Genomic DNA, 22,294 nt, shown 5'->3' on the forward strand with positions numbered 1-22,294 from the left:
ACCGTCTACAGCAGATCATATTCGATGAAGCCGGTCCTGCGCGCCACGTGGTCGTAGAGCTTGCGTGCGGTGGTGTTGGTCTCGTGGGTCATCCAGTAGACGTTCTTGACGCCGATCTTGCCGGCTTCCTGCTTGACTGCTTCGATCAGGGCGGCGCCGACGCCCTTGCCGCGCACATCGGGGTCGGCGAACAGGTCCTGCAGATAGCAATTGTTTATCTGCGACCAGCAGGAGCGATGGTAGAGATAGTGCGTCAGGCCGACGGCCTTGCCGTCGAGGGTGGCGATGAAACCCTTTGGCTCGAACTCGCCCGCCGTGAACAGCCGCTTCCAGGTGACGGCGTAAACCGCTTCCGGCAGCTTGGTTTCGTAGAAGGTGAGATAGGCGGTCCACAGACGTCGCCAGTCGGTATGGTCGGATTGCGTCAATGGGCGGACGGTGATCTCGGTCATTTCGTTTCCCTCTGAACTCGGCAACCCGAAGCTGCCTCCGTGCCTGGCCAAGGGCAACGGTCCAGCGACGGGAAAGCGCTGTCCGGGGGCTTTCGTCGGCTTCCGACTGACCGGCCCTTCACCCTTGCCGTCTCGCCATGAAGGCTAGGCGCTCGAACAGATGCACGTCCTGTTCGTTCTTCAGCAACGCGCCATGCAGTTTCGGCAGCGCGTTTTTCGGGTCGCCGCGCAGGTCCTCGGGCGCGATGTCGTCAGCGACCAGCAGGCGGATCCAGTCGAGTGCCTCGGAGGTCGACGGCTTCTTCTTCAGGCCCGACACGTCGCGGATCTCGTAGAACTGGGTCAGTGCTGCTCGCACGAGGTTCCGCTTGATGCCGGGATAGTGCACGTCGACAATTTTGTGCAGCGTCTCGACATCGGGAAAGCGGATGTAGTGGAAGAAGCAGCGGCGCAGGAAGGCGTCCGGCAATTCCTTCTCGTTGTTGGAGGTGATGATGACGATGGGCCGGACCGTAGCGCGGATGGTCTCGCCGGTCTCGTAGACGAAGAACTCCATCCTATCCAATTCCTGCAACAGATCGTTGGGGAATTCGATATCGGCCTTGTCGATCTCGTCGATCAGAAGCACCACTTTCTTGCCGGCCGCGAAGGCGTCCCACAGCTTGCCGCGCTTGATGTAATTGCGGATGTCGTTGAAGCGCTCGTCGCCGAGCTGGCTGTCGCGCAGCCGCGAGACGGCATCATATTCATAAAGGCCTTGCTGGGCTCTTGTCGTCGATTTGACGTGCCATTCGATCAGGTCCAGGTCGAGCGCCGCCGCCACCTGGCGGGCAAGTTCGGTCTTGCCGGTGCCGGGCTCGCCCTTGACCAGCAACGGCCGCTCCAGCGCGATCGCCGCGTTGACCGCCACCATCAGATCCTTGTCGGCAACATAGGCTACCGTACCTTCGAAACGCATTTTTGCTCCCGGGTTCATCGCGCGACCCTAAGGACGCGGCCTTCGCTGTGCAAGGCGCCGCCAGCGAAACGGGGATCTTGCCGGCGCTGACCTCGTTGAGGGGGTCTGCGTCGATTTAAGCGTCGAAACATGTCGTCTCTCTGGCGCTTGGTCTGCCGTCTGCCTATATTGGCGGGGACGGTCTGCGCTTCCCGGCAGGAGAACATTTTCCCCGGGGCCTTAATGATCCCTAGGGAGCTGTCCCTGGGAAGACCCGTGGGTTTTCTCATACGGCGCCCACCTACTTTGTAGGTTCCCGGGATCGCTCTCTCCACCGGTTGCGTGGATCGTCACCTATCGAAAAGGCCATATCTGGCGGATCTTGTCGTCGCGCCGCTTTGTGCGGTGCTCTCACGAACGAAAAGTTTGCTCCGCTCCTCCAAAACGTCGCTCGTAAAACTCCATCCAAATCTGACCTTTTCTACCGTCGGCGCATGACATCCCCAAAAGACCTGAAAAAAAATCTCCGCAACCAAGCCCTCGGGCGGCGCGACGCGCTCGATCCTTTCTGGCGGGTGGAGGCAGCACTCGAAATGGCCGAGACGGCGCGCGACCGGATAACGGTCGAGCCGGGCCAGATCGTCTCCGGTTTCTGGCCGATGCGCTCGGAAGTCGACGTCCGGCCGCTGATGTTTGCCTTGCGCGAGAAGGGGGCAAGGCTCTGCCTGCCGGCCATTCTCGACAAGACCACCATCGTTTTTCGCGAACTGGTGCGCGGCGCGCCGATGATCGACATGGGCTTCGGCACCGTCGGGCCGCATGAGGAAGCCGAGGTGCTCGATCCGCAGGTTATGCTGGTGCCGCTTGCCGCCTTTGATGCGCGCGGCCACCGCATCGGGTACGGCGCAGGCTATTACGACCGGGCGATCGCGCGGCTGGCCGACAAGGGACAGCAGCCGCGGCTGATCGGCATTGCCTTCGACTGCCAGGAGGTGGCCCTGGTGCCGGACGAGCCGCATGACATGATCATTCCGGAAATACTCACCGAGAGCGGGTTGCGCCGGTTCGGGCCGAAATTGTAGATAAGTTCCTGGACGCATGGTCTTTTCCGAAAGTCATGCCGCTTTTTGCTTCGCTGACCTTCGGTTCGGGATCACGATTATATGAGACTTCTCTTCCTCGGCGACATGGTCGGCAAGACAGGACGTACGGCGGTGTGGGAACAACTGCCCGGCCTGATCTCGGATTTCAAACTCGACTTCGTCATCGTCAATGGCGAGAACGCCGCCGGCGGCTTCGGCATCACCGAGGAGATTTTTCGCGAGACGATCTCGGCCGGCGCCGATGTCGTCACCACTGGCAACCATGTCTGGGACCAGCGCGATGCGCTGATTTTCGCGCCGCGCGAAGAGCGCTTCCTGCGTCCGTCCAATTTCCCCAAGGGTACGCCGGGGCGCGGCTCAGGCGTCTATATCGCCAGGAACGGCGCGCGTGTGCTGGTTGCCAACATCATGGGCCGGGTGTTCATGCATCCCGAGCTCGACGATCCGTTCCAGGCCGGCGAGCGCGAACTTGCCGCTTGTCCGCTCGGTGAGCAGGCCGATGCGATCGTCATCGATTTCCATGCCGAGGCGACCTCGGAAAAAATGTGCTTCGCTCATTTCGTCGACGGCCGTGCCAGCCTTGTTGTCGGTACCCATACGCATCAGCCGACCGGCGATCACCAAATCCTCAATGGCGGCACCGGTTATATTTCCGATGCCGGCATGTGCGGCGATTACGATTCCTCGCTCGGCATGGACAAGGAGGAGCCGCTCAACCGGTTTTTGTCCAAGGTGCCGAAAGGCCGCTTCGAGGCGTCGACCGGACCGGCGACATTGTGCGGCGTCGGCGTCGACATTTCCGACCGTAGCGGCCTGACCGAACGGATCGCGCCGTTTCGCCGCGGCCCGCGGCTGGAGGAAACGGCTCCATCCTTCTGGTCATGACATTGATATAGACGCTTGCAATACCCAATTGCCGGCGAAACTGCTCTAGATCGTAGAGGGGACGACCTCCATGCAGCTAGTCGAATTCCTGGCGCCGCATTTCGCCTTTGTCTCCGATCCGACGGCATGGGTCGCGCTGCTGACGCTGATCGTGCTGGAGGTCGTGCTCGGCATCGACAATCTGATCTTCATCTCGATTTTGACCAACAAATTGCCGGTAGCGCAGCGGGCCCGCGCCCGGCGGCTCGGCATCTCCGCCGCGCTGGTGATGCGGCTGATCCTGCTGGCCACCATCTCGATCATCGTCCAACTGACGACGCCGATATTCACCGCCTTCGGCCATGGCTTTTCCTGGCGCGACCTGATCCTGATTACCGGCGGCCTGTTCCTCGTCTGGAAGGCGACCAAGGAGATCCACCACACGGTCGATCTCGATGATCACCAAGACACGATGATGGGCGAGACGCTGCAGCTTTCGCTGGCCGGCGCCATTTTCCAGATATTGCTGCTCGACCTCGTCTTCTCGATCGACTCGATCATCACCGCCGTCGGCATGACCGACGAAATCGCGATCATGTACATCGCGGTGATCGTGGCGGTGAGCGTGATGATGCTGGCGGCCGGGCCGCTGGCCGATTTTATCGCCAGGAACCCCAGCATCGTCATGCTGGCGCTCGGCTTCCTGCTGATGATCGGCATGACGCTGATCGCCGACGGCATGGGTTACCATGTTCCGAAAGGCTACATCTACGCCGCCATGGGCTTTTCGGCACTGGTCGAGGGGCTCAACATGCTGGCGCGGCGGCGGAGGAAGGCAAAGGGCGGTGGGCACTGAGGATGGCCCACCACGGCTGACCTAATGCCCCGGCACGCCTTTCGGATGGCGGTCGCCGATCAGGCCAAGCGTCAGGCCTTGCTCCAGCCACGCCTTGGCGCCGGCGAGCACCAGCGCAAAACCGCCGGTCGAGTCGATCGCCTGCTTGACCTGCTCATCGGGGCTGCCGGCAAAGCCGAAATTGCGGACCTCGACAAAGGTCGTGCCGCCCGGCATCTCGGTAAAGGTCCACACTACCGTGGTCGGCGGATCGCTCCATTGCATGACGATCTTCTTGTTTTGGACGATCTCACTGACATTGACCGTCGTCGAGTCGCCGTACATCCGCCATTCCCAACTGATTTCCCTGCCGCTGTCCAACCTGTCGCTGCCATGGGTGAACCAGAATTTTGTCGTGATCGCCGGATCGACGAAGGCTTCGAATACGTCGGCGACCGGCCGCCTTATCAGCATGCCGGCTTCGGCGGTCGGTGTTTCGCGGATTTCCATATCGTCCTCCTTTCCACGGCGCCGCCTCCTGTTCACCAGGCATCGGGCTCGCGCACGAGGTGAATGATGTTGGCCGGATTGGTGATCCAGCCGCCGCGAAAGCCTTCACCCAGTGCCTCGATGGCGTCGCAGCGCACGACACCGGCCTTGGCGAGATGCTCCGCAGCGGCCGGAAAATCATCGGTGAACAGTTCCAGCCAGATCTCGGCCTGGCTAAGCATCGGTGCTTCGTCGATCCACAGGCGATTGGGGCCGAGTTCAAAGCCAATAGCGGGCGGCTTGGCCGTGAATGGCTTCAGGCCAACGACGTCGCGATAGAAGGCGATCGTCGCCTGGTATTGATGTGGCGGCACCTTCAAGGCGATGTTGATGCCGCCGGCGATCTTCGGGGTCATTTGCTGGCTCCATTGCCGTGTTCAGGTTCGATTGGCCGGTTCGGTCCAGAACCCGCTATGCCAAATTGATTTGCCAGGAGACTCCGAACCTGTCGTTGAGCCATGCAAACCGGCGGCTGAAACCATAATTGTCCAGCGGCATCAGAAATTTGCCGTCCTTGGCCAGGGCCTCGACAATGCCGTTCAGCTCTGCCTCCGTCGAGCAATCCACATACAGCGAGACCGACGGCGTGAACGTGAAGGCATGGTGCACGGGGCTGTTGTAGACCATCACTTCCAGACCGCTTATGGACACGCGCGCCAGCTTGACCGTTCCTTCCGGGCCGTCTTCGCCGGAGCCGTAACGTGTGACGTCAAGAACGCTGCTGTCGGGGATCGACTCGCAATAGAAGGTCATTGCCTCTTCGGCCTTGCCCTCAAACATCAGAAATGGCGTCACTTGCTTCATCGCAGGCCTCCGTCATCTTGGTGGTTTTTCAGATGTTGTTCTCGTTGGCCGGCTCGCCCTTCATCTCGCTGCGGTAATAGCCGTCGCGCAGATTGATGCCGTATTCGACATAGGCCTTCATGCAGGCCAGCATCTGCGACCAGCCCTCGCAATTGAGGTAGGATTTCTTCAGGCCGACCGCGTCCTCGTGCCAGCCGGTCTCGGCGATGGTGACGAAGGTGCCGCCATCGTCGAGCGGTTCGAAATTTATCTCGATGCGGGTCTTGTAGGCTGGCTTGCCGTCGGCGTCGGTGGCATCCCAGCGCAGCACGATGCGGCTGTCTTTCTCCACCTTGTCGACCTCCACGGGAACCTTGCCCCACCAGATGACGGTGGCGCCCGCCACCAGCGGTGCGCTGGCGCCGCCGATCGTGGTGAAGTAACCGCTAAGTTTCTTCGGATTGACGACCGCATCGAAGACTTCGGCGACAGGTTTGCCGATGCGGCCAGAAACCCTGAATCCAAGAGACATATCCACAGCTCCTTCCTTGAATGGCTCAAGGATATGTTATAGAAACATAACATGTCAAGCCAATCGCGAGACGACAATGTTTTCAAGGCGCTGGCGCATCCGCGCCGGCGTGCGTTGCTGGACCGGCTGAAGGATGCGCCGCAGACCACCGGCATGTTGTGCGATGCCTTCCCCGACATGGACCGCTGCACGGTCATGCTGCACCTGAAGGTGCTGGAGGAGGCCGACCTGGTGGTGGCGCGGCGCGAGGGCCGCGAACGCTGGAACCATCTCAACGCGCTGCCGATCAAGCACATCCACGACCGCTGGATCAGCCAATATGCCACGCACGCGATCAGCATCCTCGACCGGCTGAAATCCGATCTTGAGGGATGAAAGGTTGCCGAGGCCTGCCGATTTTCGGGTCTTGAAACCCTTGCGTGCCGGCAGCAATGGCGCGGCTGGACGAATTGAGCCGATTTATCTATAAGCCGGCCATTCCGACAGAGAGCGCCGTACGTCCGTCCGGACGCAGCAAGGACGTTCTGAAATTTTGAATTCGAGCATTTTGCAAGATGCCGGGTGGTTCACCAGGCGGCAGATGCTCTAGCCGAGAAGACGACAGGGGTGCCATGGCTGGCCATTCACAGTTCAAGAACATCATGCACCGCAAGGGCCGCCAGGATGCGGTGCGATCGAAAATGTTTTCCAAGCTGGCGCGCGAAATCACCGTCGCCGCCAAGAGCGGTACGCCCGATCCATCGATGAATCCGCGCCTGCGCCTCGCGGTGCAGAACGCCAAGGCGGTGTCGATGCCGAAGGACAATATCCAGCGCGCCATCAACAAGGCGTCGATGGGCGATGCCGAGACCTACGAAGCCGTTCGCTACGAGGGTTACGGGCCAGGCGGCGTCGCGCTGATCGTCGAGGCGCTGACCGACAACCGCAACCGCTCTGCGTCGAATGTGCGCGCTGCCTTCACCAAGGCCGGCGGGGCGATGGGCGAGACCGGCTCGGTTTCGTTCATGTGGGACCGCGTCGGCGAGATCTACTATCCGGCATCGGCCGGCAGCGCCGAGAAGGTGATGGACGCGGCGATCGAGGCTGGCGCCGACGACGTGCAGTCGGACGAGGAAGGCCACACGATCTACTGCGCCTTCGAGAATCTCGGCGAAGTGTCGAAGGCGCTGGAAGGCGCACTCGGCGAGGCTGAATCGGTGAAGCCGATCTGGAAGCCGCAGACCAATATCGCGGTCGACGAGGAGCGGGCACAATCGCTGATGAAGCTGGTCGCGACGCTCGAGGACGACGACGACGTGCAGAGCGTCTACGCCAATTTCGAGGTCGACGAGGAGACCTTGGCGAAGCTCAGCGCGGCATGACCCAACACGCGCTGCCCACAGTCCGCATCACCTATTGCACCCAGTGCCTGTGGCTGCTCAGGGCCGGCTGGATGGCGCAGGAGCTGTTGTCCACCTTCGGCACCGATCTCGGCGAAGTGACGCTGGTGCCCGGCACCGGCGGCATCTTCACCATTTCCTGCAATGACACGCTGGTCTGGGACCGCAAGCGTGACGGCGGTTTTCCCGACGCCGCAAAACTCAAGCAACTGGTTCGCGACGTCATCGATCCGGATCGCGATCTCGGCCATGCCGACCGCAAGGGCCATAAGTCAAAAGACCCTGCCTGAAGGCATTTACACTTCCGTCCTGCATTTACCGCCATGCGAAGATGAAGCAGCCTAGCGCCACGATGGCGGTGATGGTGCGGACATGGTTCCATATCACCCAGTCCCTGAGATAAGTGGCCCATACCGCGGCACCGTTGGCGCTTGCCGGATCAACGGCAGCCAGGGCGTCGTTGAGCGGCACGTTGAACATCATCGTCACGATCGGGTTGCCGACGAGGTAGATCAGGGCGCCGGCGAGGAGCCAGAATGCACCCGGTTGGCTCCAGCCGATAAGAGCGCCGGCGGCAAGGACAAGACAGACCAGCCCGGTGCCGAAAAGCGCGGTCATGAATGCCGGCGTAATCACGGTTATGTTGATCGAATTCATGGCGGCGATGCCGCCTCCGGCAGGCAAGCGGGCGAGCGCCGGCATGATAAAGTTGGAGAAGGCGAAGAAAACGCCGCCGACAACGCCTGAGCCAATGGCAGCGACGAAGGTGAGGGTGGGAAGCAGTTTCATGATCATGTCAGTTCCTCCAGATGCCCGTGGCGGCGGTTTCGGTTGCGTAGGCGGAAAAGTCTTTTGGGGCGCGGCCGAGCACGCGCTGGACGCCGTCGGTCAGCGATTCGTTGCGGCCGTCGAGCACTTCTGTGAACAGCTCGTTAAGCAGCCAGGCGAACTGGGCAGGCAACTCGTGCTCGGCGATGGCGGCGGTGAACTCGGCATGTGAAATCTGCTTGAAGGGAATGTCGCGGCCGGCCGCCCTGCCGATCTCGGCGACCGCGTCGGCGAAGCTCAGCAGCCGCGGCCCGGTCAGTTCGTAAAGTTGGCCGGTATGGCCTTGGCGGGTAAGCACCGTAGCCGCGGCATCGGCGATGTCGTCGGCATCGACGAATGGCTCACCGACATTGCCCACCGGCAATGCCACCTCACCCTCGCGCAGGGAATCCACGAGAAAGCCTTCGCTGAAGTTCTGGGAAAACCACGCGCAGCGCAGGATCGTCCACTCGGCGCCTGAACCTTTGAGCATCTCTTCAGCGCGCTGTGCTTCCGTTTCGCCGCGCCCCGACAGCAGTACCAGCCGGCGTACACCACACTCCACGGCAAGACGAGAGAAGGCGCCGACCGTGTCGGCCGCGCCGGGCACCGCAAGATCAGGATAGTAGCTGATGTAGACGGCGCCGACACCATCAAGCGCGGGTTCCCAGCTCGTGCTATTTTCCCAGTCGAAGGGCGGCGTACCCGAGCGCGAGCCGATCTGCACCGGCAGGCCCCGCGCCGTCAGCCGCTCGGCGAGACGGCGGCCGGTCTTGCCGGTGCCGCCGAGGATCAAAGTTGGTTTCGTTACAGTAGGGTTCATGTCGATTTTCCTCAGTTTGAAAATGTGAGTAATCCTCACATTTGCAAAACGTGATAAACCCTCGTATTTTGCGAGTCAAGCCAATTTGTTGATTGTTCGTCTGGAGACAGTGATGGAAGGCTCTGCCGTATCGGATTCACAGGACGGCCAGATCGCATCGCCGCGCCGGGCGCCGAGCCAGCAGCGCAGCCGCGAGCGGGTCGAGCGCATGTTGGCCGCCGCCTCGTCGCTGATCGCCGAGCAAGGCAGCGATGCGATGCGCATGGGCGAGGTGGCCGAGAGGGCCGGCGTGTCGATCGGCTCGCTCTACCAGTTCTTTCCGGACAAGCGGGCGATCATCTGGGCGCTGGCCGAACGCTACACCGCCGAAAGCCAGGCCTGCATTGCGGCGGCACTGGCCGAGGTCAATGACGCCGAAGGCCTGCGCCGGGCATTTTCGGAACTGGTGGATATCTACTACGGAATGTTCCTGGCGGAGCCGGTGATGCGCGACATCTGGTCGGGCACGCAGGCCGACAAGGCGTTGCGCGAACTTGAGCTCGCCGACAGCCGGGCCAATGCTGAATTCCTCACTGCGGTGCTGAAGCGGTTGCGGCCCGCCGCAGATCCGGAAGCGCTGGAAACGACGGCATTTCTCATCTGGCAGATGGGCGAGGCCGCAATGCGGCTGGCGATTTCGGTCGACCGGCAGGAAGGTGACAGGCTGGTTGCGGCCTACAAGCGGATGGCCCTGCGGGAGTTGCTCGATCGGTAGGACCGCACCTAGGCAACAAAAAACCCGCCACGAGGGGCGGGTTTTCGATGTACGAAAGGTCGTTGGCTTAGAGGCCGAAACCTTCGAAGCGCTTCTTGAACTTCGACAGGCGGCCACCGCGGTCGAGCAGGGTCTGCTGGCCGCCGGTCCAGGCCGGATGGGTGGTCGGGTCGATATCGAGGTTCATCGTATCGCCTTCCTTGCCCCAGGTCGAACGGGTCATGTATTCGGTGCCGTCGGTCATGACGACCTTGATGGTGTGATAGTCGGGATGGATGTCGGTCTTCATGGTTCTGTTCCTGGCTTGCCGGGTGCTGCCGACGGGCTGAAGCCTGCGTCGATGCGCCCCTTTTTAAAACTCGAAGCCGCAGCTATTGAGGAGCCACGGCTTCTAAAACGGTCGGCGAGCCTATACATCAGCCGGAATTGAATCACAAGGCCGCGGCGAGCGCATATTGATGGCGCAAACCTCAAAGGGCCAAAGGAAACGGTCATGGCGAACATCAGCGGCGATGCAGACGAGCGCAGGCGCTCGCTGAGGCCGCTGCAGCGCCTGTTTCCCTACATCATGCATTACCGCAAAATGGTCATCGGCGCGATCGTCTCGCTGGCCGTCGCGGCGGCGACGACGCTGGCACTGCCGCTGGCCGTGCGGCGGATGATCGACCACGGCTTTTCCGCTTCCGATTCCAGCTTCATTGCCGAATATTTCGCCATGCTGGTGGTGATGGCCGCTGTTCTGGCGGCGGCGTCGGCCAGCCGCTACTATTTTGTCATCACGCTCGGCGAGCGCGTCGTCGCCGATATCCGCCGCGATGTCTTCGCCCACGTCACCACGCTGTCGCCCTCCTTCTTCGACACGGCCCAGTCGGGCGAGATCGTCTCGCGGCTCGCCGCCGACACGACACAGGTCAAATCGGCCGTCGGTGCTACCGCCTCGGTGGCTTTGCGCAACGTCATCCTCGGCCTTGGCGCCGTGGCGATGATGGTCTTCACCAGCCCAAAACTGTCCGGCCTGGTCATCGCGGCCATTCCGCTAATCGTGCTGCCGCTGGTCGCCTTCGGCCGCTCGGTGCGGCGCAAGTCACGGCTGGCGCAGGATACTCTGGCCAATGCCACCGCCTACGCCAGCGAGCAGATCGGCGCGGTGCGCACCCTGCAGGCCTTCACCAACGAGAAGCTTGTAACCGGGCATTTTTCATCCGCCGTGGAAGCAGCGTTCGAAGCGGCGCGGGCCTCGATCTTTGCCCGCTCCTTTCTCACTTTCTTCGCCATCTTCATGATCTTTTCCTCAGTCGTGGCGGTGCTGTGGTTCGGCTCGCGGGACGTGCTCGACGGCACGCTGTCGCCGGGCACGCTTGGCCAATTCCTGCTCTATTCGGTGTTCGCTGCCGGCGCGCTCGGCGCCCTGTCGGAAGTCTGGGGCGAACTGTCCCAGGCAGCGGGCGCTGCCGAACGGCTGACCGAGATCCTGGCCGAGAAACCCGCGATCCAGGCGCCCGTCGATCCGAAGCCGCTGCCGGCAAAGGCGAGAGGCGCGATCAGCTTCGACGATGTTTCCTTCTCCTATCCGGCCCGGCCCGACCGCGCCGCCGTCCATGGCCTGAGCTTTCAGGTCAAACCCGGCGAGACGGTGGCGATCGTCGGGCCTTCCGGCGCCGGCAAGAGTACCGTGTTTTCGCTGCTTCTGCGCTTCTACGATCCGGAGGCCGGCAGGATCGTCATCGACGGGGTCGATCTGCGCGAGGCCGATCCGGCGGCGGTCCGCGCGCGCATTGCCATCGTGCCGCAGGACGTCACCATCTTTGCCGCGAGCGCGCGCGACAATATCGGCTTTGGCCGGCCCGGCGCCAGCCAGGCCGAGATCGAGGCGGCGGCGAAGGACGCGCTTGCCGACGAGTTCATCCTGAAACTCGAAAAGGGCTATGACAGCCAGGTCGGCGAGCGCGGCGTGACGCTGTCGGGCGGCCAGCGCCAGCGCATGGCGATCGCCCGCGCCATTTTGCGCGATGCGCCGATCCTGCTGCTCGACGAGGCGACCTCGGCACTCGATGCCGAAAGCGAGACGCTGGTGCAGACGGCGCTGGACCGGCTAATGCAGGGCCGCACCACGATCGTCATCGCCCATCGGTTGGCAACCGTGCTGAAGGCCGATCGCATCCTGGTCATGGATGGCGGCCGCATCGTCGAGGAAGGCACGCATCAGAGCCTGGTCGCCAAGGGCGGCATCTATGCGCGGCTGGCCAAGCTGCAGTTCGAAACCGGGGCGAATGCTTTCAGGGGCGCGGCGGAGTAGCATCGGCCACCGAGTCAGAGCCTGGTCCATCCCGATGACATCGGGGTCGGGCTCTATCTTCTTGTTTCACCATGATCTTTTCCGAAAACCGGCATCCGCTTTTCGGCATCATGGTCCGCCCGCGGCCGCCGGGATTCTTCAGCTACCGAAAGCTCGGCGTTTGCCGCGTCGATAGGCGATGAACAGGGGAACGCCGACAAGCAACGACAACAAAAGCATGCTGGCGACGGTCTGTCGCTGCTCCTTTGCCGGATCGCTGAGCTGCACATCGGCAGGCGGCTCTTCATAGGTAAAATCGTACTGCCACCGAATTTCGTCTGCGACGTCATCGACGGTTTTCAGATAATCGGCAATCGCCTTGGCCGGCACTTCAGTTGCCAGCGTCTGAAAGTTCCATTCAACTTGAAATTCGGTGGGCGTGTTGGACCAGGACGCCTTGAGAGACAGATAGGGCGTCACGACGTTTTTCATCGACTCGCCGGAAAACCTCGCCTTGAGGTTGCGCACGGTCACCTTGTGGCGGCGGTAGACCTGGGGGCCGAGGGAGACGGGCCCGGTTCGGTCGACGATTGTCGGGGTTGGAAGTGAGTTGTTGCCGAGGTCGGCCGCGCGGATCGGGAAATTCTTTGCCAGATCGTTGGCCGCCAGCGCCTCCGCCGGCAAGCGATAACTTTCCTTCACGCTCACTATGTTGCCGTCGCGGCGATCCACGATTTCCGGCTTTGCGACGGTTTGGATGCCCGGATATTGCTTGTTGTAATATTTCAGGTAAGCGTCCGACACCTCGCTCAGCGACCGGCTGGCCAAGTTGCCGCGCATCCAATCGGCATCGGCGTCCTCATATGTCGAGAAGACCGTCAGCACGAGGGGATCGCCCGGTTTCCGCGGAAAGTCGAATTCCTCGGCGATCTGGATCGGTGGGCTGGTGAGCGTAGGGCTCGGCATCTTCTCCAACCCGCCGGTGCTGGAAAGCGGCAGCGCGAAGCCGTAGTCCGGCTGTGCGAGATTGTGCGCCTTGCCGCCCTGAAGATAGTTCGTGGCGTCCAGCCAATATGTCTTTGCTCCGATCCTTGCCTTGACGATGGCGTGGTCGAAATCGCGAACCGCCGGCAGATGCTGGTCCAGGGCCCGCCCCTCGTCGAGATCGGCCAAGGCAACCTCGGCAGCAATGCCAAGCCGCACTAGCGACGAAACCAGCAGCAGTGCCTTGTCTTTGCAGTCACCAAACCCGCTCAGGATGACCGTCGCGGGATCACGCGGAACGTAGGAGCCGGCACCCATCGACAGGCTTACATAGCGGATCTGGTCCTGCACCAACCGCATTGCCTCGACCATCCGGTCTTCGGGCACCGGATGCCGCAGAGCGATGTCGTCGAGCTTTGCGGCAAAAGCCGAGGGAAAAACGGTCGCTGGCTTGTAATAGGGCGCAACGGCATCGACCACACTTTGCCAATTCGCGGTAGACGCGACATCGATGGAGCCCCAGCCTGGATAGGTCACGGGCAGGTTGTCTTCGACATTGACCGGTTTCGGGTTTGGAATTTCCCACAGATAGGTGGTGTCCGGCCCAGTCGGGGAGATTGAAGGCCTGAGTCGGGTTCCCCTGGTCTTGATCTCGAGCGGCTGGCCCGAAGGCCAAACGATGCTTGTGCGGATAAGCGCTACCGGCTCTTCCCATTCGGTGGAGAAATTCTTGAAGAAAAGGTCCTTGCCGACCAGCGGTGTTACTTCGTAGGTCGACCCGTAGTCGACGATGTCGCCGGTGCGCACATCATCGATGTTGACATGTGCTGTCAGCCAGCCGTCGAAGACGCCTTTCTCGGCATCTCTTTCCCTGCGGAAGATGTCGAATTCGGCGCCTTCCAGCCGGTCCAAAACGGCGCCATCGCGGATGATGTGAAGATGGTTGAGCGTGACCTTGTGCCGGGACGGATCGAACTGCAGATCGATGCTCGCGCCACGATCCAGGCCGGGACGGTCGACGATTTTATAGACGGTGCGCGAGTACTCGACATAGCCGCCGGCGCGATGCTTGATCTGGTCGTCCGAGAGCAGCCATGAAACGCCATTCTTGATTTGATCCGATCGGGTGGGGTCGGCAGGCGGAATATCAAGCCGCTTTACCCAGCTTTCTGCCGGACCCTTGAGAACCATGTCGTCGGACATGGCCGGAGAACTCAGACCGACCAATAAGATGAAAAATACCAAGCGGGGCCAGAAAGACTTCACCCTATGAAAACTGTAACAGGCAGACATCTACGCTCGCCCAACTTGGAAGAACTCCTTTTTCAGAGGCTTTCCCACCAAAGTAAAGGCCAGTTTCGCGGATTTCTGCGGTCACCGCGGCAAGAACCGGAAATAGATGAAGCGCCTCAGTTCCCGTACCGCTTCTTCAGGTGCTCGGTGAAATGCACGGCATTGAGCTTTTCGCCGGTGGCGCGTTCGAGCAGTTCCGGCGTCGACCAGCGCGACCCTTGCGACCAGATCCTTTTGCGGCGCCAGTCGTTGATCGCGGCGAAATCGCCCTTGGCGAGGTCTTCGTCGGCTGAAGGATGATCCCTGGTCAGCGCCGCCCATTGCTGCGCCGCCATCATGGCGCCGAGCGTGTAGGAGGGGAAATAGCCGAAGGCGGCGCCCGGCCAGTGGACGTCCTGCATCGGACCATCAGCCGGATTGTCTGATGTCGACAGGCCGAGATAATCGCGCATCTTGGAATCCCAGGCTTCGGGCAGGTCGGCTGCTTCCAGCCGTCCCGAGACAAGCTCCTGCTCCAGCTCGTAGCGCAGGATGACGTGCAGCGGATAGGTGACCTCGTCGGCATCGACGCGGATCAGGCCGCGCTCGACCCGGTGCACGTGCGGCAGGATGTCGTCGATCGTCCAGCTCTCACCAAGGTGTCTTTCGACCACCGGCAGCGCCCAGCGCCAGAATTCTGGATTGCGGCCGATCTGCTTTTCGACGAACAGGCTCTGGCTTTCATGCACCGCCATGCCGCGTGCTCTGCCGAGCGGCCAGTGCGCCCACGCCTTCGGCAGGTTCTGCTCGTACAGCGCATGGCCGGTCTCGTGCAGCACGCCCATCAGCGCCGACAGGAAATCCGAGGTCTTGTAGCGGGTGGTGATGCGCACGTCGCTCGGCACGCCGCCGCAGAAGGGATGGTGCGAAACCGACAGCGAGCCGTGGGTGAGGTCGAAGCCGACTGCCGCCATCATGGCGAGGCCAAGCTCGCGCTGCTTGTCCAAGGGGTAGCTGCCGGAAAGCGGCTTCAGCGGATGTTTCGCCAGCCGCTCTTCCTGCACGGCCAGTGCCTCCGGCACGAAGCCTTTCAGGAAGGTCTTCAACTCGGCAAATACAGGCGTGATGTCGGCGGTGCGATTGCCCGGGTCATATTGCTCCATCAGTGCGTCGTAAGGCTCGAGCCCGAGCACCTCGGCGCGTAGTGCCGCCTCCTCGCGGACCAGCGCCACGACGCCTTCCAGCGCCGGCAGGAAGCCGGCCCAGTCGTTCTTGGCGCGCAGGTCGCGCCAGAGCTGCTCGGAGCGCATGCGCGCGGTCGTCTGGCGCTCGACGAACTCGACCGGCAGGCATGTCAGGTTGGTGTATTGCCGGCGGAATTCCCTGACCGCGGCCTGCTGCTCTTCGTTCAGCGCTTCCTGCTCGGCCGCCGCGATCCAGTCGGCAATCTCCGGTGCAGTCGCCCGGGCATGGTGCATGCCGGCAAGCGCCGACATTGCCTCCGCGCGCTTCTCGCCGCCGCCGACCGCCATATGGGTCGCCTCGTCGGCGCCGAGGATGGCGAGGGCATGTTCCAGCGCTTCGAGCTTGTGGCCGAGGTCGTCGAGTTTTTGAAAGGACATTGTGGGTTCCGCTGATTTGACGGCGGGAAAAGATACCAATGCAAAACTGTTGGCAACCCCGAAAGCCGTCCGCGAACGATGCATTGCCGCCAGCGCTGGCGCTGATTGCGCTGGCGTTGGGCTAGCGCATGATCCCTGAACCGAGCTGGAAAAGGATCATGCGCAAAATCAATAGCCACAGCGCCGGGCACGGCGGCCGATTTCAGCCGCCCGGATAAGTTGGGCCATAGCCGTTCGGATAGTATCCGCCATCGGCGCCGTTGCCGATGAGGAAGGCACTGCCGGTATCGGCGCGCAGCTTTTGGCTGACTTCGTCGAGCTGCGCCAGCAACTGCTGATATTGCGTGCTCGGCATCGTTCCATCACGCGCGGCCCTCTGGGCGGCCCGATCGAGTTGAGCGACCTGCGTGCGCAGGTCACGTGCCTCACCCGGCTCGAGCTTGTTCGCCCGGATGGCGCCCTGGATACCCGTCTCCACGCTCTGGATCTGATTGATCAAGGCCGTCTCACGCGGGCCGGCGTAAGCGCCAGCAAACGGAACGGCGAGGAGAAGTGTGGCGAGCGTAGCAGTCCTGAGATTCCTGGGAGCGAAGAAGCGCATGGTTGCGTCTCCTTTACTGGGGAAGGCGGTGGTTGGGGTGGTCCTGCCTTCCGGCCGCGGGCCGTCAGGTTTCGTCGCGTCGCGATGAACGGTTCCACCGCCGGCAGTTCTCGGCCCATGACCGAGGCTAAAAGGCGATGGCGGCAAAGGGTAATTAAAAAAAGGTAATTTTTTCAGCTCTTGCCGCTGCCGCACCAGTGCCCTACCCGCCGCCGACTTGGGCCGGGTCGACCTGGCGCATGATACAAGCCAAAGGCTTGCGGATCACCGCTCGGTCAGCTTCAGCTCGATGCGGCGGTTCTTGTTGCGCGCCTCTTCGGTATCGGCGGGGTCGAGTGGCTGGAATTCGCCGAAGCCGGCCGCGACCAGCCGGTTGGCCGGCACGCCGTTCTCGATCAGGAACTTGACCACCGATGTCGAGCGCGCCGTCGACAATTCCCAATTGTCGCGGTAGCGGCCGGTGCCGGAGAGCGGCTTGTTGTCGGTGTGGCCGTCGACGCGCAGCACCCAGTTGATCTCCGGCGGGATTTCCTTTTGCAATTCGATGATGGCATCGGCGAGCTTCTTCATCTCGATCTTGCCGGCATCGTTGATCACTTCGGAGCCGGTCGGGAAAAGCACTTCCGACTGGAAGACGAAGCGGTCGCCGACGATGCGGATGTTCTCGCGGTCGGCGAGAATTTCGCGCAAGCGGCCGAAGAAATCGGAGCGGTAGCGGTTCAGCTCCTGCACGCGTTGCGCCAGTGCGACGTTGAGGCGGCGGCCGAGATCGGCGATCTTGGTGTTGGATTCGCGGTCGCGCGTTTCGGACACGTCGAGCGCTTGTTCGAGCGCTGCGATCTGCTTGCGCAGCGCCGAAATCTGCTGGTTGAGGATCTCGACCTGGCTCAGCGCCTGCTGGCTGATCTGGCGCTGGCTGTCGAGTTCGCCGGAAAGGGCCGTTGCGCGCTGGTTGGCGGCGTCGCCGGCACCGGCGCCTTGCGCCAGCAATTGCTCGAGCCGGCTCTTTTCCGCCTCCGAGGCGGACAGCGATGCCTGCAAATTGGCAAGGGTGTCTTCCTTGTCCTGCGTCGTCGAGCGCTCCAGCGCCAGAAGCTGGGTCAACTCGTTGATCTGCGAGTTGAGGCGGTTGAGCACCGTGTCCTTGCCGGAGATCTCGCGGCCGAGCAGGAACTGCGCCAGCACGAAAACCGTGAGCAGGAACATGATCGCCAACAGCAGCGTCGACAGCGCATCGACGAAGCCCGGCCAGTAATCGATGCGGCGGTCGGAGCGCCGGCCTCGTGCCAACGCCACGTCAATGGACTCCAGTCTTCTTCAAGGCGTCGGCGATCTTCTCCAGGGTGTTGCGCATCGCCTTCTGCTCGTCGGACTGGGCCTCGACCCAGTCGCGCATGATCTGCTGTTCCGAGCGCATGTTCTTGACGAGGCCGGAAATGCCGTCGGCGAGATTGGCCATGGCGGTGGCGACGCGCGGATTGGAGCCGCCGCCGTTCTCCTGCAGGGTGCGCAGCTTTTCCGACAATAGCCGGATTTCCTCGGAGGGTTCGGTCTTGGCTACGTCGGCAACGACGATGTCGGAGGACAGGTCGGTGACCGAGGACAGCCAGTTTTCGAGTTCGGTATAGAAGCGCGTCTGGGCGCGGCCGGCCTGCAGGTCGAGGAAGCCGAGCACCAGCGAGCCGGAGAGGCCGAACAGCGAGGACGAGAAGGCGGTGCCCATGCCGGCCAACGGAGCGGAAAGCCCCTGCTTCAGGGATTCGAGCACGGCCGCGGCATCGCCGGTGCCGGGATCGAGCGACTCGATGGTTTCGCGGATCGAGCCGATCGTGTTGAGCAGGCCCCAGAAGGTGCCGAGCAGGCCGAGGAACACCAGCAGTCCGACAAGGTAGCGCGACGTGTCGCGGCTTTCGTCGAGGCGGGTGGCGATCGAATCCAGCATGGTGCGCATCGAACTGGTCGAGAAGGCAATCGTCGAGGAGCGGCCGATCATCGCCTTCATCGGCGCCAGCAACACCGGTTCGGTGGTTTCGGAACCGGCGCGGAACGAGTTGACCCAGCGCACCTCGCGGAACAACCGGCCGACCTGGACGAAGGCCAGCAGGATGCCGACCGCCAGCACGCCGATGATCAGGCCGTTGAGGCCGGGATTGGTGACGAAGGCGGTCGAGATCTGGCGGGTCAGGATGGCGGCGATAAAGGCCACGATGAACAGAAAGATCACCATGGTCAGCAGAAACACCTGCGGGCTCGACAATTTGTGCGGATCGTACATCAGAACGTCGGAGCGCCTGCCCATGCCGAAGGATCTGAGAAGAGTCATCCGTGCCCCGTTTCCGATGCCGTCGCCGCCGATCAATTTGTGTTTGCGACTCTAAACGGAATTGTGACGAAATTGAATGGCGCTTGGCAATATTGCCACTGTCCGCGACCGGAGGTCAAAGCCGGTTGATGACCAGGCAGTCGACCATGGCGGCCAGATGCAGGCCGGCGCCGGTGACGACAAAGCCATGCCACAGCGCATTGTGGAAGCGCAGGCCCTTCCAGGCGAAGAAGATCACGCCGCAGGAATAGACGATGCCGCCGGCAACGATGAGCGCGATCGATGTCGCCGGCAGCGTCCGCACGAGCGGCTCCACCAGAACGATGCCGCTCCAGCCGATAGCTAGATAGAAGACGATCGCCAGCCGGTCGAAACGGCCGGGGAGAAAGACCTTGATGGCGATGCCGACCGCCGCGGCGATCCAGACCAGGACGATCATCGAAACGGCCAGCGGCGAGCCGCCGAGCTGGGCCAGGAAAGGCGTGTAGGTCGCCGCGATCAGCAGGTAGATCGCTGCATGGTCGAAGCGCCGCAATATCCATTTTGCCGGCGACGAGACCGGCCAGAGATTATAGGCCAGCGAAATCGACAGCACGGTGAGCAGCGAGACTACATAGAAGGCGGCGGCGACATATTCGCCGGGGCCGGTTCGATAGGCGGCCAGTGCCAGCAACGTCGAGCCGGCAGCGATCGCCAGCACGATGCCCACGGCGTGGACGATACCGTCAGCGATGATCTCGGCGCGCGAGTAATGCCAGCGCCCCATGAAGGGGATGTCGAGCTGGGAGAATTCGCTCTGGGGTTGGGGCCGGCTGTTCGTCATCGATGATCCTGCGTCGCCTTATCTGGGCGGCCGCGGGACAGTATTTCAAGCTTTGGTTGCGGTTTTGCGACTGCGGCGCTTCAGCGCGGCGTGCCTCTATCAGCTGGCTGAGAGTGGCCTTTTTATAGTCTTCAACAGCGCGCGCTGGATGAGTTCGTTGCCGGCAACCAGTGAACCGGCGTTCAGCACATCCTGTCCCCCGGCGAAGTCGGAGACGAAACCGCCCGCCTCGCGGATCAGCAAAATGCCGGCGGCGACATCCCAGGCCGACAGGCCGGTTTCCCAGAACGCGTCCATGCGGCCGGCGGCGACGTAGGCGAGATCGAGCGAGGCGGAGCCGAGACGGCGGACGCCAGAGACCTCGGCCATGACATTGCGCAACTCGATGAGGAAATTGCCGTGCTGGCCACGCCCGAGATGCGGCATGCCGCAGCCGATCACCGCATCGACCAGCTTGGTGCGGCCGGCGACGCGCAGCCGGCGGTCGTTCATGAAAGCGCCGCCGCCGCGCTCGGCGGTATAGAGCTCATCCATCGCCGGATTGTAGACGACGCCGGCGACGATCTGGCCCTGGCGCTCAAGCGCGATCGAAACGGCAAAGAGTGGAATGCCGTGCAGGAAATTGGTGGTGCCGTCGAGCGGGTCGACAATCCAGCGGTGCTGGCCGTCGTCGCCCTCGATCACGCCGCGTTCCTCCATCAGGAAGGCGTAGCCGGGCCGCGCCTTGGACAGTTCGGCAAAGACGATGTCTTCGGCCTTGCGGTCGGCCTGGCTGACATAGTCGCCCGGCCCCTTCATCGAGACCTGCAGGTTCTGCACTTCGCCGAAGTCACGCGACAGCGAGCGGCCGGCCTTCATTGCGGCCTGGACCATGACATTGAGGATCGCGGAACGCGCCATAGCTGTTCTTCCTGTCGCTGCGCCTATTTGCCCTGACGCATGATCTTATCCAAAAAGTCTGCAACTCTTCGGGATCACGCCTTAGTCGGCGCGGCGCACGTAAGTGATTTCGTTGGTATCGACGATGATGCGCTCGCCCGAGCCGATGAACGGCGGCACCAGCACGCGGATGCCGTTTTCGAGTATCGCCGGCTTGTAGGACGAGGCTGCCGTCTGGCCCCTTACCACCGGGTCGGCCTCGGTGATGGTCAGCGTGACCTGGTCCGGCAGCGAAATGCCGATCGGCCTTTCGTCATAGAGCTGGACCGTCACCATCATGCCGTCCTGCAGGAAGGCGGCGCGATCGCCGACGAACTCCTTTTGCAGTTCGAGCTGCTCGTAGCTTTCGGTGTCCATGAACACCAGCGCGTCGCCCTGCTCGTAGAGGAAGGAAAAATCCTTCAGATCGAGCCGGATCTGTTCGACCGTCTCGGCCGAACGGAAGCGCTCGTTGAGCTTGGTGCCGTTGATCAGGTTCTTGAGTTCGACCTGGTTGTAGGCGCCGCCCTTGCCGGGCTTGACGGTGTTGGTCCTGACCGCCACCCAAAGGCCGCCATCATGCTCGATGACGTTGCCGGGACGGATTTCGTTGCCATTGATCTTGGCCATGATGAGGTGATCCGGAAATGAGATGATCGCCGCAAAGGGCAATTTGGCGCCTCCAAGACCACAAATCGCCAGCAGAGGCAAGGAGCGCCTTCCGATGAAGCGGCAACGAAGCTGGCCCGGCAGCGCGGCGTGGCAGCCTCAGTCCGTCCTGACAGTCGCGGTGACGGCCTCGGTCACTGCGTCGGCCGCCTCCGTCAAAAGATGCAGGTGCGGCGAACGCAGGACGACAATTCGCAGCGACAGCTCGAGGCCGGGAGCGTCGACCAGGGCAATACCCTGCGGCAGCTTTTCCCGCAGCAGCCGCGTGGGCAGCAGGCCAAGGCCTTGGCCTCGACGAACCCAGTCGATCTGCAGCGCGCTGTCCTGAATCTCGGCGCCGACCATCAACCTGTGGCCGCCCTCGGCAAGGGCAGCCGCCAGCCGCCGGCGCGCGTCGCAAGGCTCAGGGCTGAGGACCCAGGGCATGGTCTTGACGTCGGCCTGCCGGCCGGTGTTTTCGGCAGCGATGATGCCGAGGGGCTCGGTTCCGACAACGCCGTCGCCAGTTTTGGAATTGCTGCCGTCCAGGATGAAGGCGAGGTCGAGCTGTCCGCGCTTGTGCTGGTCGGCCAGCTCGAGGCTCCAGCCGCTCTTCAGACGAAGCGAGACCTTCGGAAACCGCGCCACGGCATCAGCAATGGCGGCGGCCACGGCTTTATCGCAAAGTCCATGCGCGAGGCCGAGCCGCAGCAGGCCCTCCGGCTCGTCGCCCTTGGCGAATGATCTCAGCGCGTCGACGGCGGCGAGAATGTCCTTGCCGCGTGCCAGCACCTCTACGCCGGCCGGGGTCAGTCGCGACGGCTTTAGCCGGCGGTCGAGCAATTCCGTGCCGAGCATCTCCTCCAGCCGCTGGATCTGGCGGGTGACGGCCGGCTGCGTCAATGGCAGGCGTCGAGCCACCTTCTGAATCGAACCCTCCTCGGCAAAGAGGGCCAGTGTTTTCAGTTCTTCAAGCACGACACACCCGAACATGTCATAGAAGCATAATT

General features: G+C 62.4%; 26 protein-coding genes and 1 other RNA gene. 9 read left to right on the forward strand and 18 right to left on the reverse strand.

Annotation, left to right across the window (positions count from 1 at the left end):
- Positions 1 to 5: 5 nt before the first annotated feature.
- A complete protein-coding gene (locus RQ479_RS25700; RefSeq protein WP_376702864.1) occupies positions 6 to 452 on the reverse strand; it encodes a GNAT family N-acetyltransferase in 447 nt (148 codons plus the stop codon).
- A gap of 118 nt (positions 453 to 570) precedes the next feature.
- Complete coding sequence (locus RQ479_RS25705; RefSeq protein ID WP_376702865.1) at positions 571 to 1,410, reverse strand: AAA family ATPase; 840 nt, start codon at positions 1,408 to 1,410, stop codon at positions 571 to 573.
- A gap of 176 nt (positions 1,411 to 1,586) precedes the next feature.
- Between RQ479_RS25705 and ssrS the strand changes: the two genes are divergently transcribed.
- From ssrS to RQ479_RS25725, 4 genes are all read left to right on the forward strand, one after another.
- Positions 1,587 to 1,742: non-coding RNA, 6S RNA (gene ssrS, locus RQ479_RS25710), on the forward strand.
- Between the two features lie 141 nt (positions 1,743 to 1,883).
- On the forward strand, positions 1,884 to 2,471 hold the full coding sequence (locus tag RQ479_RS25715) for a 5-formyltetrahydrofolate cyclo-ligase (protein ID WP_376702866.1): 588 nt from the start codon (positions 1,884 to 1,886) through the stop codon (positions 2,469 to 2,471).
- A gap of 81 nt (positions 2,472 to 2,552) precedes the next feature.
- Positions 2,553 to 3,377 carry a YmdB family metallophosphoesterase gene (locus tag RQ479_RS25720; protein ID WP_023678036.1) on the forward strand — a complete coding sequence of 275 codons (825 nt, stop codon included), beginning with the start codon at positions 2,553 to 2,555 and terminating at the stop codon, positions 3,375 to 3,377.
- A gap of 70 nt (positions 3,378 to 3,447) precedes the next feature.
- Positions 3,448 to 4,212, forward strand: a complete 765-nt coding sequence (locus tag RQ479_RS25725) for a TerC family protein (RefSeq protein WP_376702867.1) — start codon at positions 3,448 to 3,450, stop codon at positions 4,210 to 4,212.
- 21 nt (positions 4,213 to 4,233) lie between these two features.
- Here RQ479_RS25725 and RQ479_RS25730 read toward each other — a convergent pair whose 3' ends face one another.
- The 4 genes from RQ479_RS25730 to RQ479_RS25745 are packed head-to-tail and all read right to left on the reverse strand — an operon-like array spanning position 4,234 to position 6,055.
- Positions 4,234 to 4,701 carry an SRPBCC family protein gene (locus RQ479_RS25730; RefSeq protein ID WP_376702868.1) on the reverse strand — a complete coding sequence of 156 codons (468 nt, stop codon included), beginning with the start codon at positions 4,699 to 4,701 and terminating at the stop codon, positions 4,234 to 4,236.
- A gap of 32 nt (positions 4,702 to 4,733) precedes the next feature.
- Positions 4,734 to 5,096 (reverse strand): VOC family protein, encoded by a 363-nt coding sequence (locus tag RQ479_RS25735; protein WP_376702869.1) that lies wholly within the window; start codon positions 5,094 to 5,096, stop codon positions 4,734 to 4,736.
- 55 nt (positions 5,097 to 5,151) lie between these two features.
- A complete protein-coding gene (locus RQ479_RS25740) occupies positions 5,152 to 5,544 on the reverse strand; it encodes a VOC family protein (RefSeq protein ID WP_376702870.1) in 393 nt (130 codons plus the stop codon).
- 28 nt (positions 5,545 to 5,572) lie between these two features.
- Positions 5,573 to 6,055, reverse strand: a complete 483-nt coding sequence (locus RQ479_RS25745; protein WP_376702871.1) for an SRPBCC domain-containing protein — start codon at positions 6,053 to 6,055, stop codon at positions 5,573 to 5,575.
- A 51-nt stretch (positions 6,056 to 6,106) separates the two neighbouring features.
- On the opposite strand from RQ479_RS25745, the gene RQ479_RS25750 reads away from it, so the two are divergent.
- The 3 genes from RQ479_RS25750 (at position 6,107) to RQ479_RS25760 (ending at position 7,724) form a co-directional block, all read left to right on the forward strand.
- On the forward strand, positions 6,107 to 6,430 hold the full coding sequence (locus RQ479_RS25750) for a helix-turn-helix transcriptional regulator (RefSeq protein WP_023678030.1): 324 nt from the start codon (positions 6,107 to 6,109) through the stop codon (positions 6,428 to 6,430).
- A 236-nt stretch (positions 6,431 to 6,666) separates the two neighbouring features.
- Positions 6,667 to 7,416, forward strand: a complete 750-nt coding sequence (locus RQ479_RS25755; RefSeq protein ID WP_023678028.1) for a YebC/PmpR family DNA-binding transcriptional regulator — start codon at positions 6,667 to 6,669, stop codon at positions 7,414 to 7,416.
- Entirely contained in the window at positions 7,413 to 7,724 is a 312-nt protein-coding gene (locus tag RQ479_RS25760) for a SelT/SelW/SelH family protein (RefSeq protein WP_023719638.1), read from the forward strand. Before RQ479_RS25755 ends, RQ479_RS25760 begins: the two co-directional genes overlap by 4 nt.
- A 25-nt stretch (positions 7,725 to 7,749) precedes the next feature.
- On the opposite strand, the gene RQ479_RS25765 is transcribed toward RQ479_RS25760, so the two are convergent.
- Both RQ479_RS25765 and RQ479_RS25770 read right to left on the reverse strand, forming a co-directional pair.
- Positions 7,750 to 8,229 (reverse strand): DUF1772 domain-containing protein, encoded by a 480-nt coding sequence (locus tag RQ479_RS25765; protein WP_376702872.1) that lies wholly within the window; start codon positions 8,227 to 8,229, stop codon positions 7,750 to 7,752.
- Between the two features lies 1 nt (position 8,230).
- Positions 8,231 to 9,064 carry an NmrA family transcriptional regulator gene (locus tag RQ479_RS25770; RefSeq protein ID WP_376702873.1) on the reverse strand — a complete coding sequence of 278 codons (834 nt, stop codon included), beginning with the start codon at positions 9,062 to 9,064 and terminating at the stop codon, positions 8,231 to 8,233.
- Between the two features lie 112 nt (positions 9,065 to 9,176).
- Here RQ479_RS25770 and RQ479_RS25775 point away from each other — a divergent pair, with 112 nt between their 5' ends.
- Complete coding sequence (locus RQ479_RS25775; protein ID WP_376702874.1) at positions 9,177 to 9,818, forward strand: TetR/AcrR family transcriptional regulator; 642 nt, start codon at positions 9,177 to 9,179, stop codon at positions 9,816 to 9,818.
- A gap of 67 nt (positions 9,819 to 9,885) precedes the next feature.
- Here RQ479_RS25775 and rpmE read toward each other — a convergent pair whose 3' ends face one another.
- Positions 9,886 to 10,107, reverse strand: coding sequence for a 50S ribosomal protein L31 (gene rpmE / locus RQ479_RS25780; RefSeq protein ID WP_006327661.1), 222 nt, complete (start codon positions 10,105 to 10,107; stop codon positions 9,886 to 9,888).
- A 204-nt stretch (positions 10,108 to 10,311) separates the two neighbouring features.
- Between rpmE and RQ479_RS25785 the strand changes: the two genes are divergently transcribed.
- Complete coding sequence (locus RQ479_RS25785; protein WP_376702875.1) at positions 10,312 to 12,114, forward strand: ABC transporter transmembrane domain-containing protein; 1,803 nt, start codon at positions 10,312 to 10,314, stop codon at positions 12,112 to 12,114.
- A 138-nt stretch (positions 12,115 to 12,252) separates the two neighbouring features.
- On the opposite strand, the gene RQ479_RS25790 is transcribed toward RQ479_RS25785, so the two are convergent.
- The 9 genes from RQ479_RS25790 to RQ479_RS25830 all read right to left on the reverse strand — a co-directional run bounded on the left by RQ479_RS25790 (position 12,253) and on the right by RQ479_RS25830 (position 22,262).
- On the reverse strand, positions 12,253 to 14,280 hold the full coding sequence (locus RQ479_RS25790) for a DUF3857 domain-containing protein (protein ID WP_376702876.1): 2,028 nt from the start codon (positions 14,278 to 14,280) through the stop codon (positions 12,253 to 12,255).
- Positions 14,281 to 14,486: 206 nt separating this feature from the next.
- Complete coding sequence (locus RQ479_RS25795; RefSeq protein ID WP_376702877.1) at positions 14,487 to 15,971, reverse strand: carboxypeptidase M32; 1,485 nt, start codon at positions 15,969 to 15,971, stop codon at positions 14,487 to 14,489.
- 202 nt (positions 15,972 to 16,173) lie between these two features.
- Positions 16,174 to 16,572, reverse strand: a complete 399-nt coding sequence (locus RQ479_RS25800) for a hypothetical protein (protein WP_376702878.1) — start codon at positions 16,570 to 16,572, stop codon at positions 16,174 to 16,176.
- Between the two features lie 264 nt (positions 16,573 to 16,836).
- Complete coding sequence (locus RQ479_RS25805; RefSeq protein WP_376702879.1) at positions 16,837 to 17,868, reverse strand: peptidoglycan -binding protein; 1,032 nt, start codon at positions 17,866 to 17,868, stop codon at positions 16,837 to 16,839.
- Between the two features lies 1 nt (position 17,869).
- Positions 17,870 to 18,895, reverse strand: a complete 1,026-nt coding sequence (locus RQ479_RS25810) for a MotA/TolQ/ExbB proton channel family protein (protein ID WP_376702880.1) — start codon at positions 18,893 to 18,895, stop codon at positions 17,870 to 17,872.
- Positions 18,896 to 19,010: 115 nt separating this feature from the next.
- A complete protein-coding gene (locus RQ479_RS25815) occupies positions 19,011 to 19,718 on the reverse strand; it encodes a hemolysin III family protein (protein ID WP_376702881.1) in 708 nt (235 codons plus the stop codon).
- Between the two features lie 99 nt (positions 19,719 to 19,817).
- Positions 19,818 to 20,618 (reverse strand): inositol monophosphatase family protein, encoded by an 801-nt coding sequence (locus tag RQ479_RS25820; protein WP_376702882.1) that lies wholly within the window; start codon positions 20,616 to 20,618, stop codon positions 19,818 to 19,820.
- Between the two features lie 81 nt (positions 20,619 to 20,699).
- Positions 20,700 to 21,266, reverse strand: a complete 567-nt coding sequence (gene efp, locus RQ479_RS25825; protein ID WP_023678016.1) for an elongation factor P — start codon at positions 21,264 to 21,266, stop codon at positions 20,700 to 20,702.
- Positions 21,267 to 21,404: 138 nt separating this feature from the next.
- Positions 21,405 to 22,262: a LysR family transcriptional regulator gene (locus tag RQ479_RS25830; RefSeq protein ID WP_376702883.1), complete on the reverse strand. Its 858-nt coding sequence runs from the start codon at positions 22,260 to 22,262 to the stop codon at positions 21,405 to 21,407.
- Positions 22,263 to 22,294 lie beyond the last annotated feature (32 nt).

This window comes from Mesorhizobium sp. ISC25 (genome assembly GCF_042295465.1).
GTDB lineage: Bacteria > Pseudomonadota > Alphaproteobacteria > Rhizobiales > Rhizobiaceae > Mesorhizobium.

What these genes read in the sequence shown, in the direction of transcription:
- RQ479_RS25700 (WP_376702864.1), bottom strand. Translation starts at nt 452, where the DNA reads ATGACCGAGATCACCGTCCGCCCATTGACGCAATCCGACCATACCGAC.
- RQ479_RS25705 (WP_376702865.1), bottom strand. Translation starts at nt 1,410, where the DNA reads ATGCGTTTCGAAGGTACGGTAGCCTATGTTGCCGACAAGGATCTGATG.
- RQ479_RS25715 (WP_376702866.1), top strand. Translation starts at nt 1,884, where the DNA reads ATGACATCCCCAAAAGACCTGAAAAAAAATCTCCGCAACCAAGCCCTC.
- RQ479_RS25720 (WP_023678036.1), top strand. Translation starts at nt 2,553, where the DNA reads ATGAGACTTCTCTTCCTCGGCGACATGGTCGGCAAGACAGGACGTACG.
- RQ479_RS25725 (WP_376702867.1), top strand. Translation starts at nt 3,448, where the DNA reads ATGCAGCTAGTCGAATTCCTGGCGCCGCATTTCGCCTTTGTCTCCGAT.
- RQ479_RS25730 (WP_376702868.1), bottom strand. Translation starts at nt 4,701, where the DNA reads ATGGAAATCCGCGAAACACCGACCGCCGAAGCCGGCATGCTGATAAGG.
- RQ479_RS25735 (WP_376702869.1), bottom strand. Translation starts at nt 5,096, where the DNA reads ATGACCCCGAAGATCGCCGGCGGCATCAACATCGCCTTGAAGGTGCCG.
- RQ479_RS25740 (WP_376702870.1), bottom strand. Translation starts at nt 5,544, where the DNA reads ATGAAGCAAGTGACGCCATTTCTGATGTTTGAGGGCAAGGCCGAAGAG.
- RQ479_RS25745 (WP_376702871.1), bottom strand. Translation starts at nt 6,055, where the DNA reads ATGTCTCTTGGATTCAGGGTTTCTGGCCGCATCGGCAAACCTGTCGCC.
- RQ479_RS25750 (WP_023678030.1), top strand. Translation starts at nt 6,107, where the DNA reads ATGTCAAGCCAATCGCGAGACGACAATGTTTTCAAGGCGCTGGCGCAT.
- RQ479_RS25755 (WP_023678028.1), top strand. Translation starts at nt 6,667, where the DNA reads ATGGCTGGCCATTCACAGTTCAAGAACATCATGCACCGCAAGGGCCGC.
- RQ479_RS25760 (WP_023719638.1), top strand. Translation starts at nt 7,413, where the DNA reads ATGACCCAACACGCGCTGCCCACAGTCCGCATCACCTATTGCACCCAG.
- RQ479_RS25765 (WP_376702872.1), bottom strand. Translation starts at nt 8,229, where the DNA reads ATGATCATGAAACTGCTTCCCACCCTCACCTTCGTCGCTGCCATTGGC.
- RQ479_RS25770 (WP_376702873.1), bottom strand. Translation starts at nt 9,064, where the DNA reads ATGAACCCTACTGTAACGAAACCAACTTTGATCCTCGGCGGCACCGGC.
- RQ479_RS25775 (WP_376702874.1), top strand. Translation starts at nt 9,177, where the DNA reads ATGGAAGGCTCTGCCGTATCGGATTCACAGGACGGCCAGATCGCATCG.
- rpmE (WP_006327661.1), bottom strand. Translation starts at nt 10,107, where the DNA reads ATGAAGACCGACATCCATCCCGACTATCACACCATCAAGGTCGTCATG.
- RQ479_RS25785 (WP_376702875.1), top strand. Translation starts at nt 10,312, where the DNA reads ATGGCGAACATCAGCGGCGATGCAGACGAGCGCAGGCGCTCGCTGAGG.
- RQ479_RS25790 (WP_376702876.1), bottom strand. Translation starts at nt 14,280, where the DNA reads ATGTCCGACGACATGGTTCTCAAGGGTCCGGCAGAAAGCTGGGTAAAG.
- RQ479_RS25795 (WP_376702877.1), bottom strand. Translation starts at nt 15,971, where the DNA reads ATGTCCTTTCAAAAACTCGACGACCTCGGCCACAAGCTCGAAGCGCTG.
- RQ479_RS25800 (WP_376702878.1), bottom strand. Translation starts at nt 16,572, where the DNA reads ATGCGCTTCTTCGCTCCCAGGAATCTCAGGACTGCTACGCTCGCCACA.
- RQ479_RS25810 (WP_376702880.1), bottom strand. Translation starts at nt 18,895, where the DNA reads ATGACTCTTCTCAGATCCTTCGGCATGGGCAGGCGCTCCGACGTTCTG.
- RQ479_RS25815 (WP_376702881.1), bottom strand. Translation starts at nt 19,718, where the DNA reads ATGACGAACAGCCGGCCCCAACCCCAGAGCGAATTCTCCCAGCTCGAC.
- RQ479_RS25820 (WP_376702882.1), bottom strand. Translation starts at nt 20,618, where the DNA reads ATGGCGCGTTCCGCGATCCTCAATGTCATGGTCCAGGCCGCAATGAAG.
- efp (WP_023678016.1), bottom strand. Translation starts at nt 21,266, where the DNA reads ATGGCCAAGATCAATGGCAACGAAATCCGTCCCGGCAACGTCATCGAG.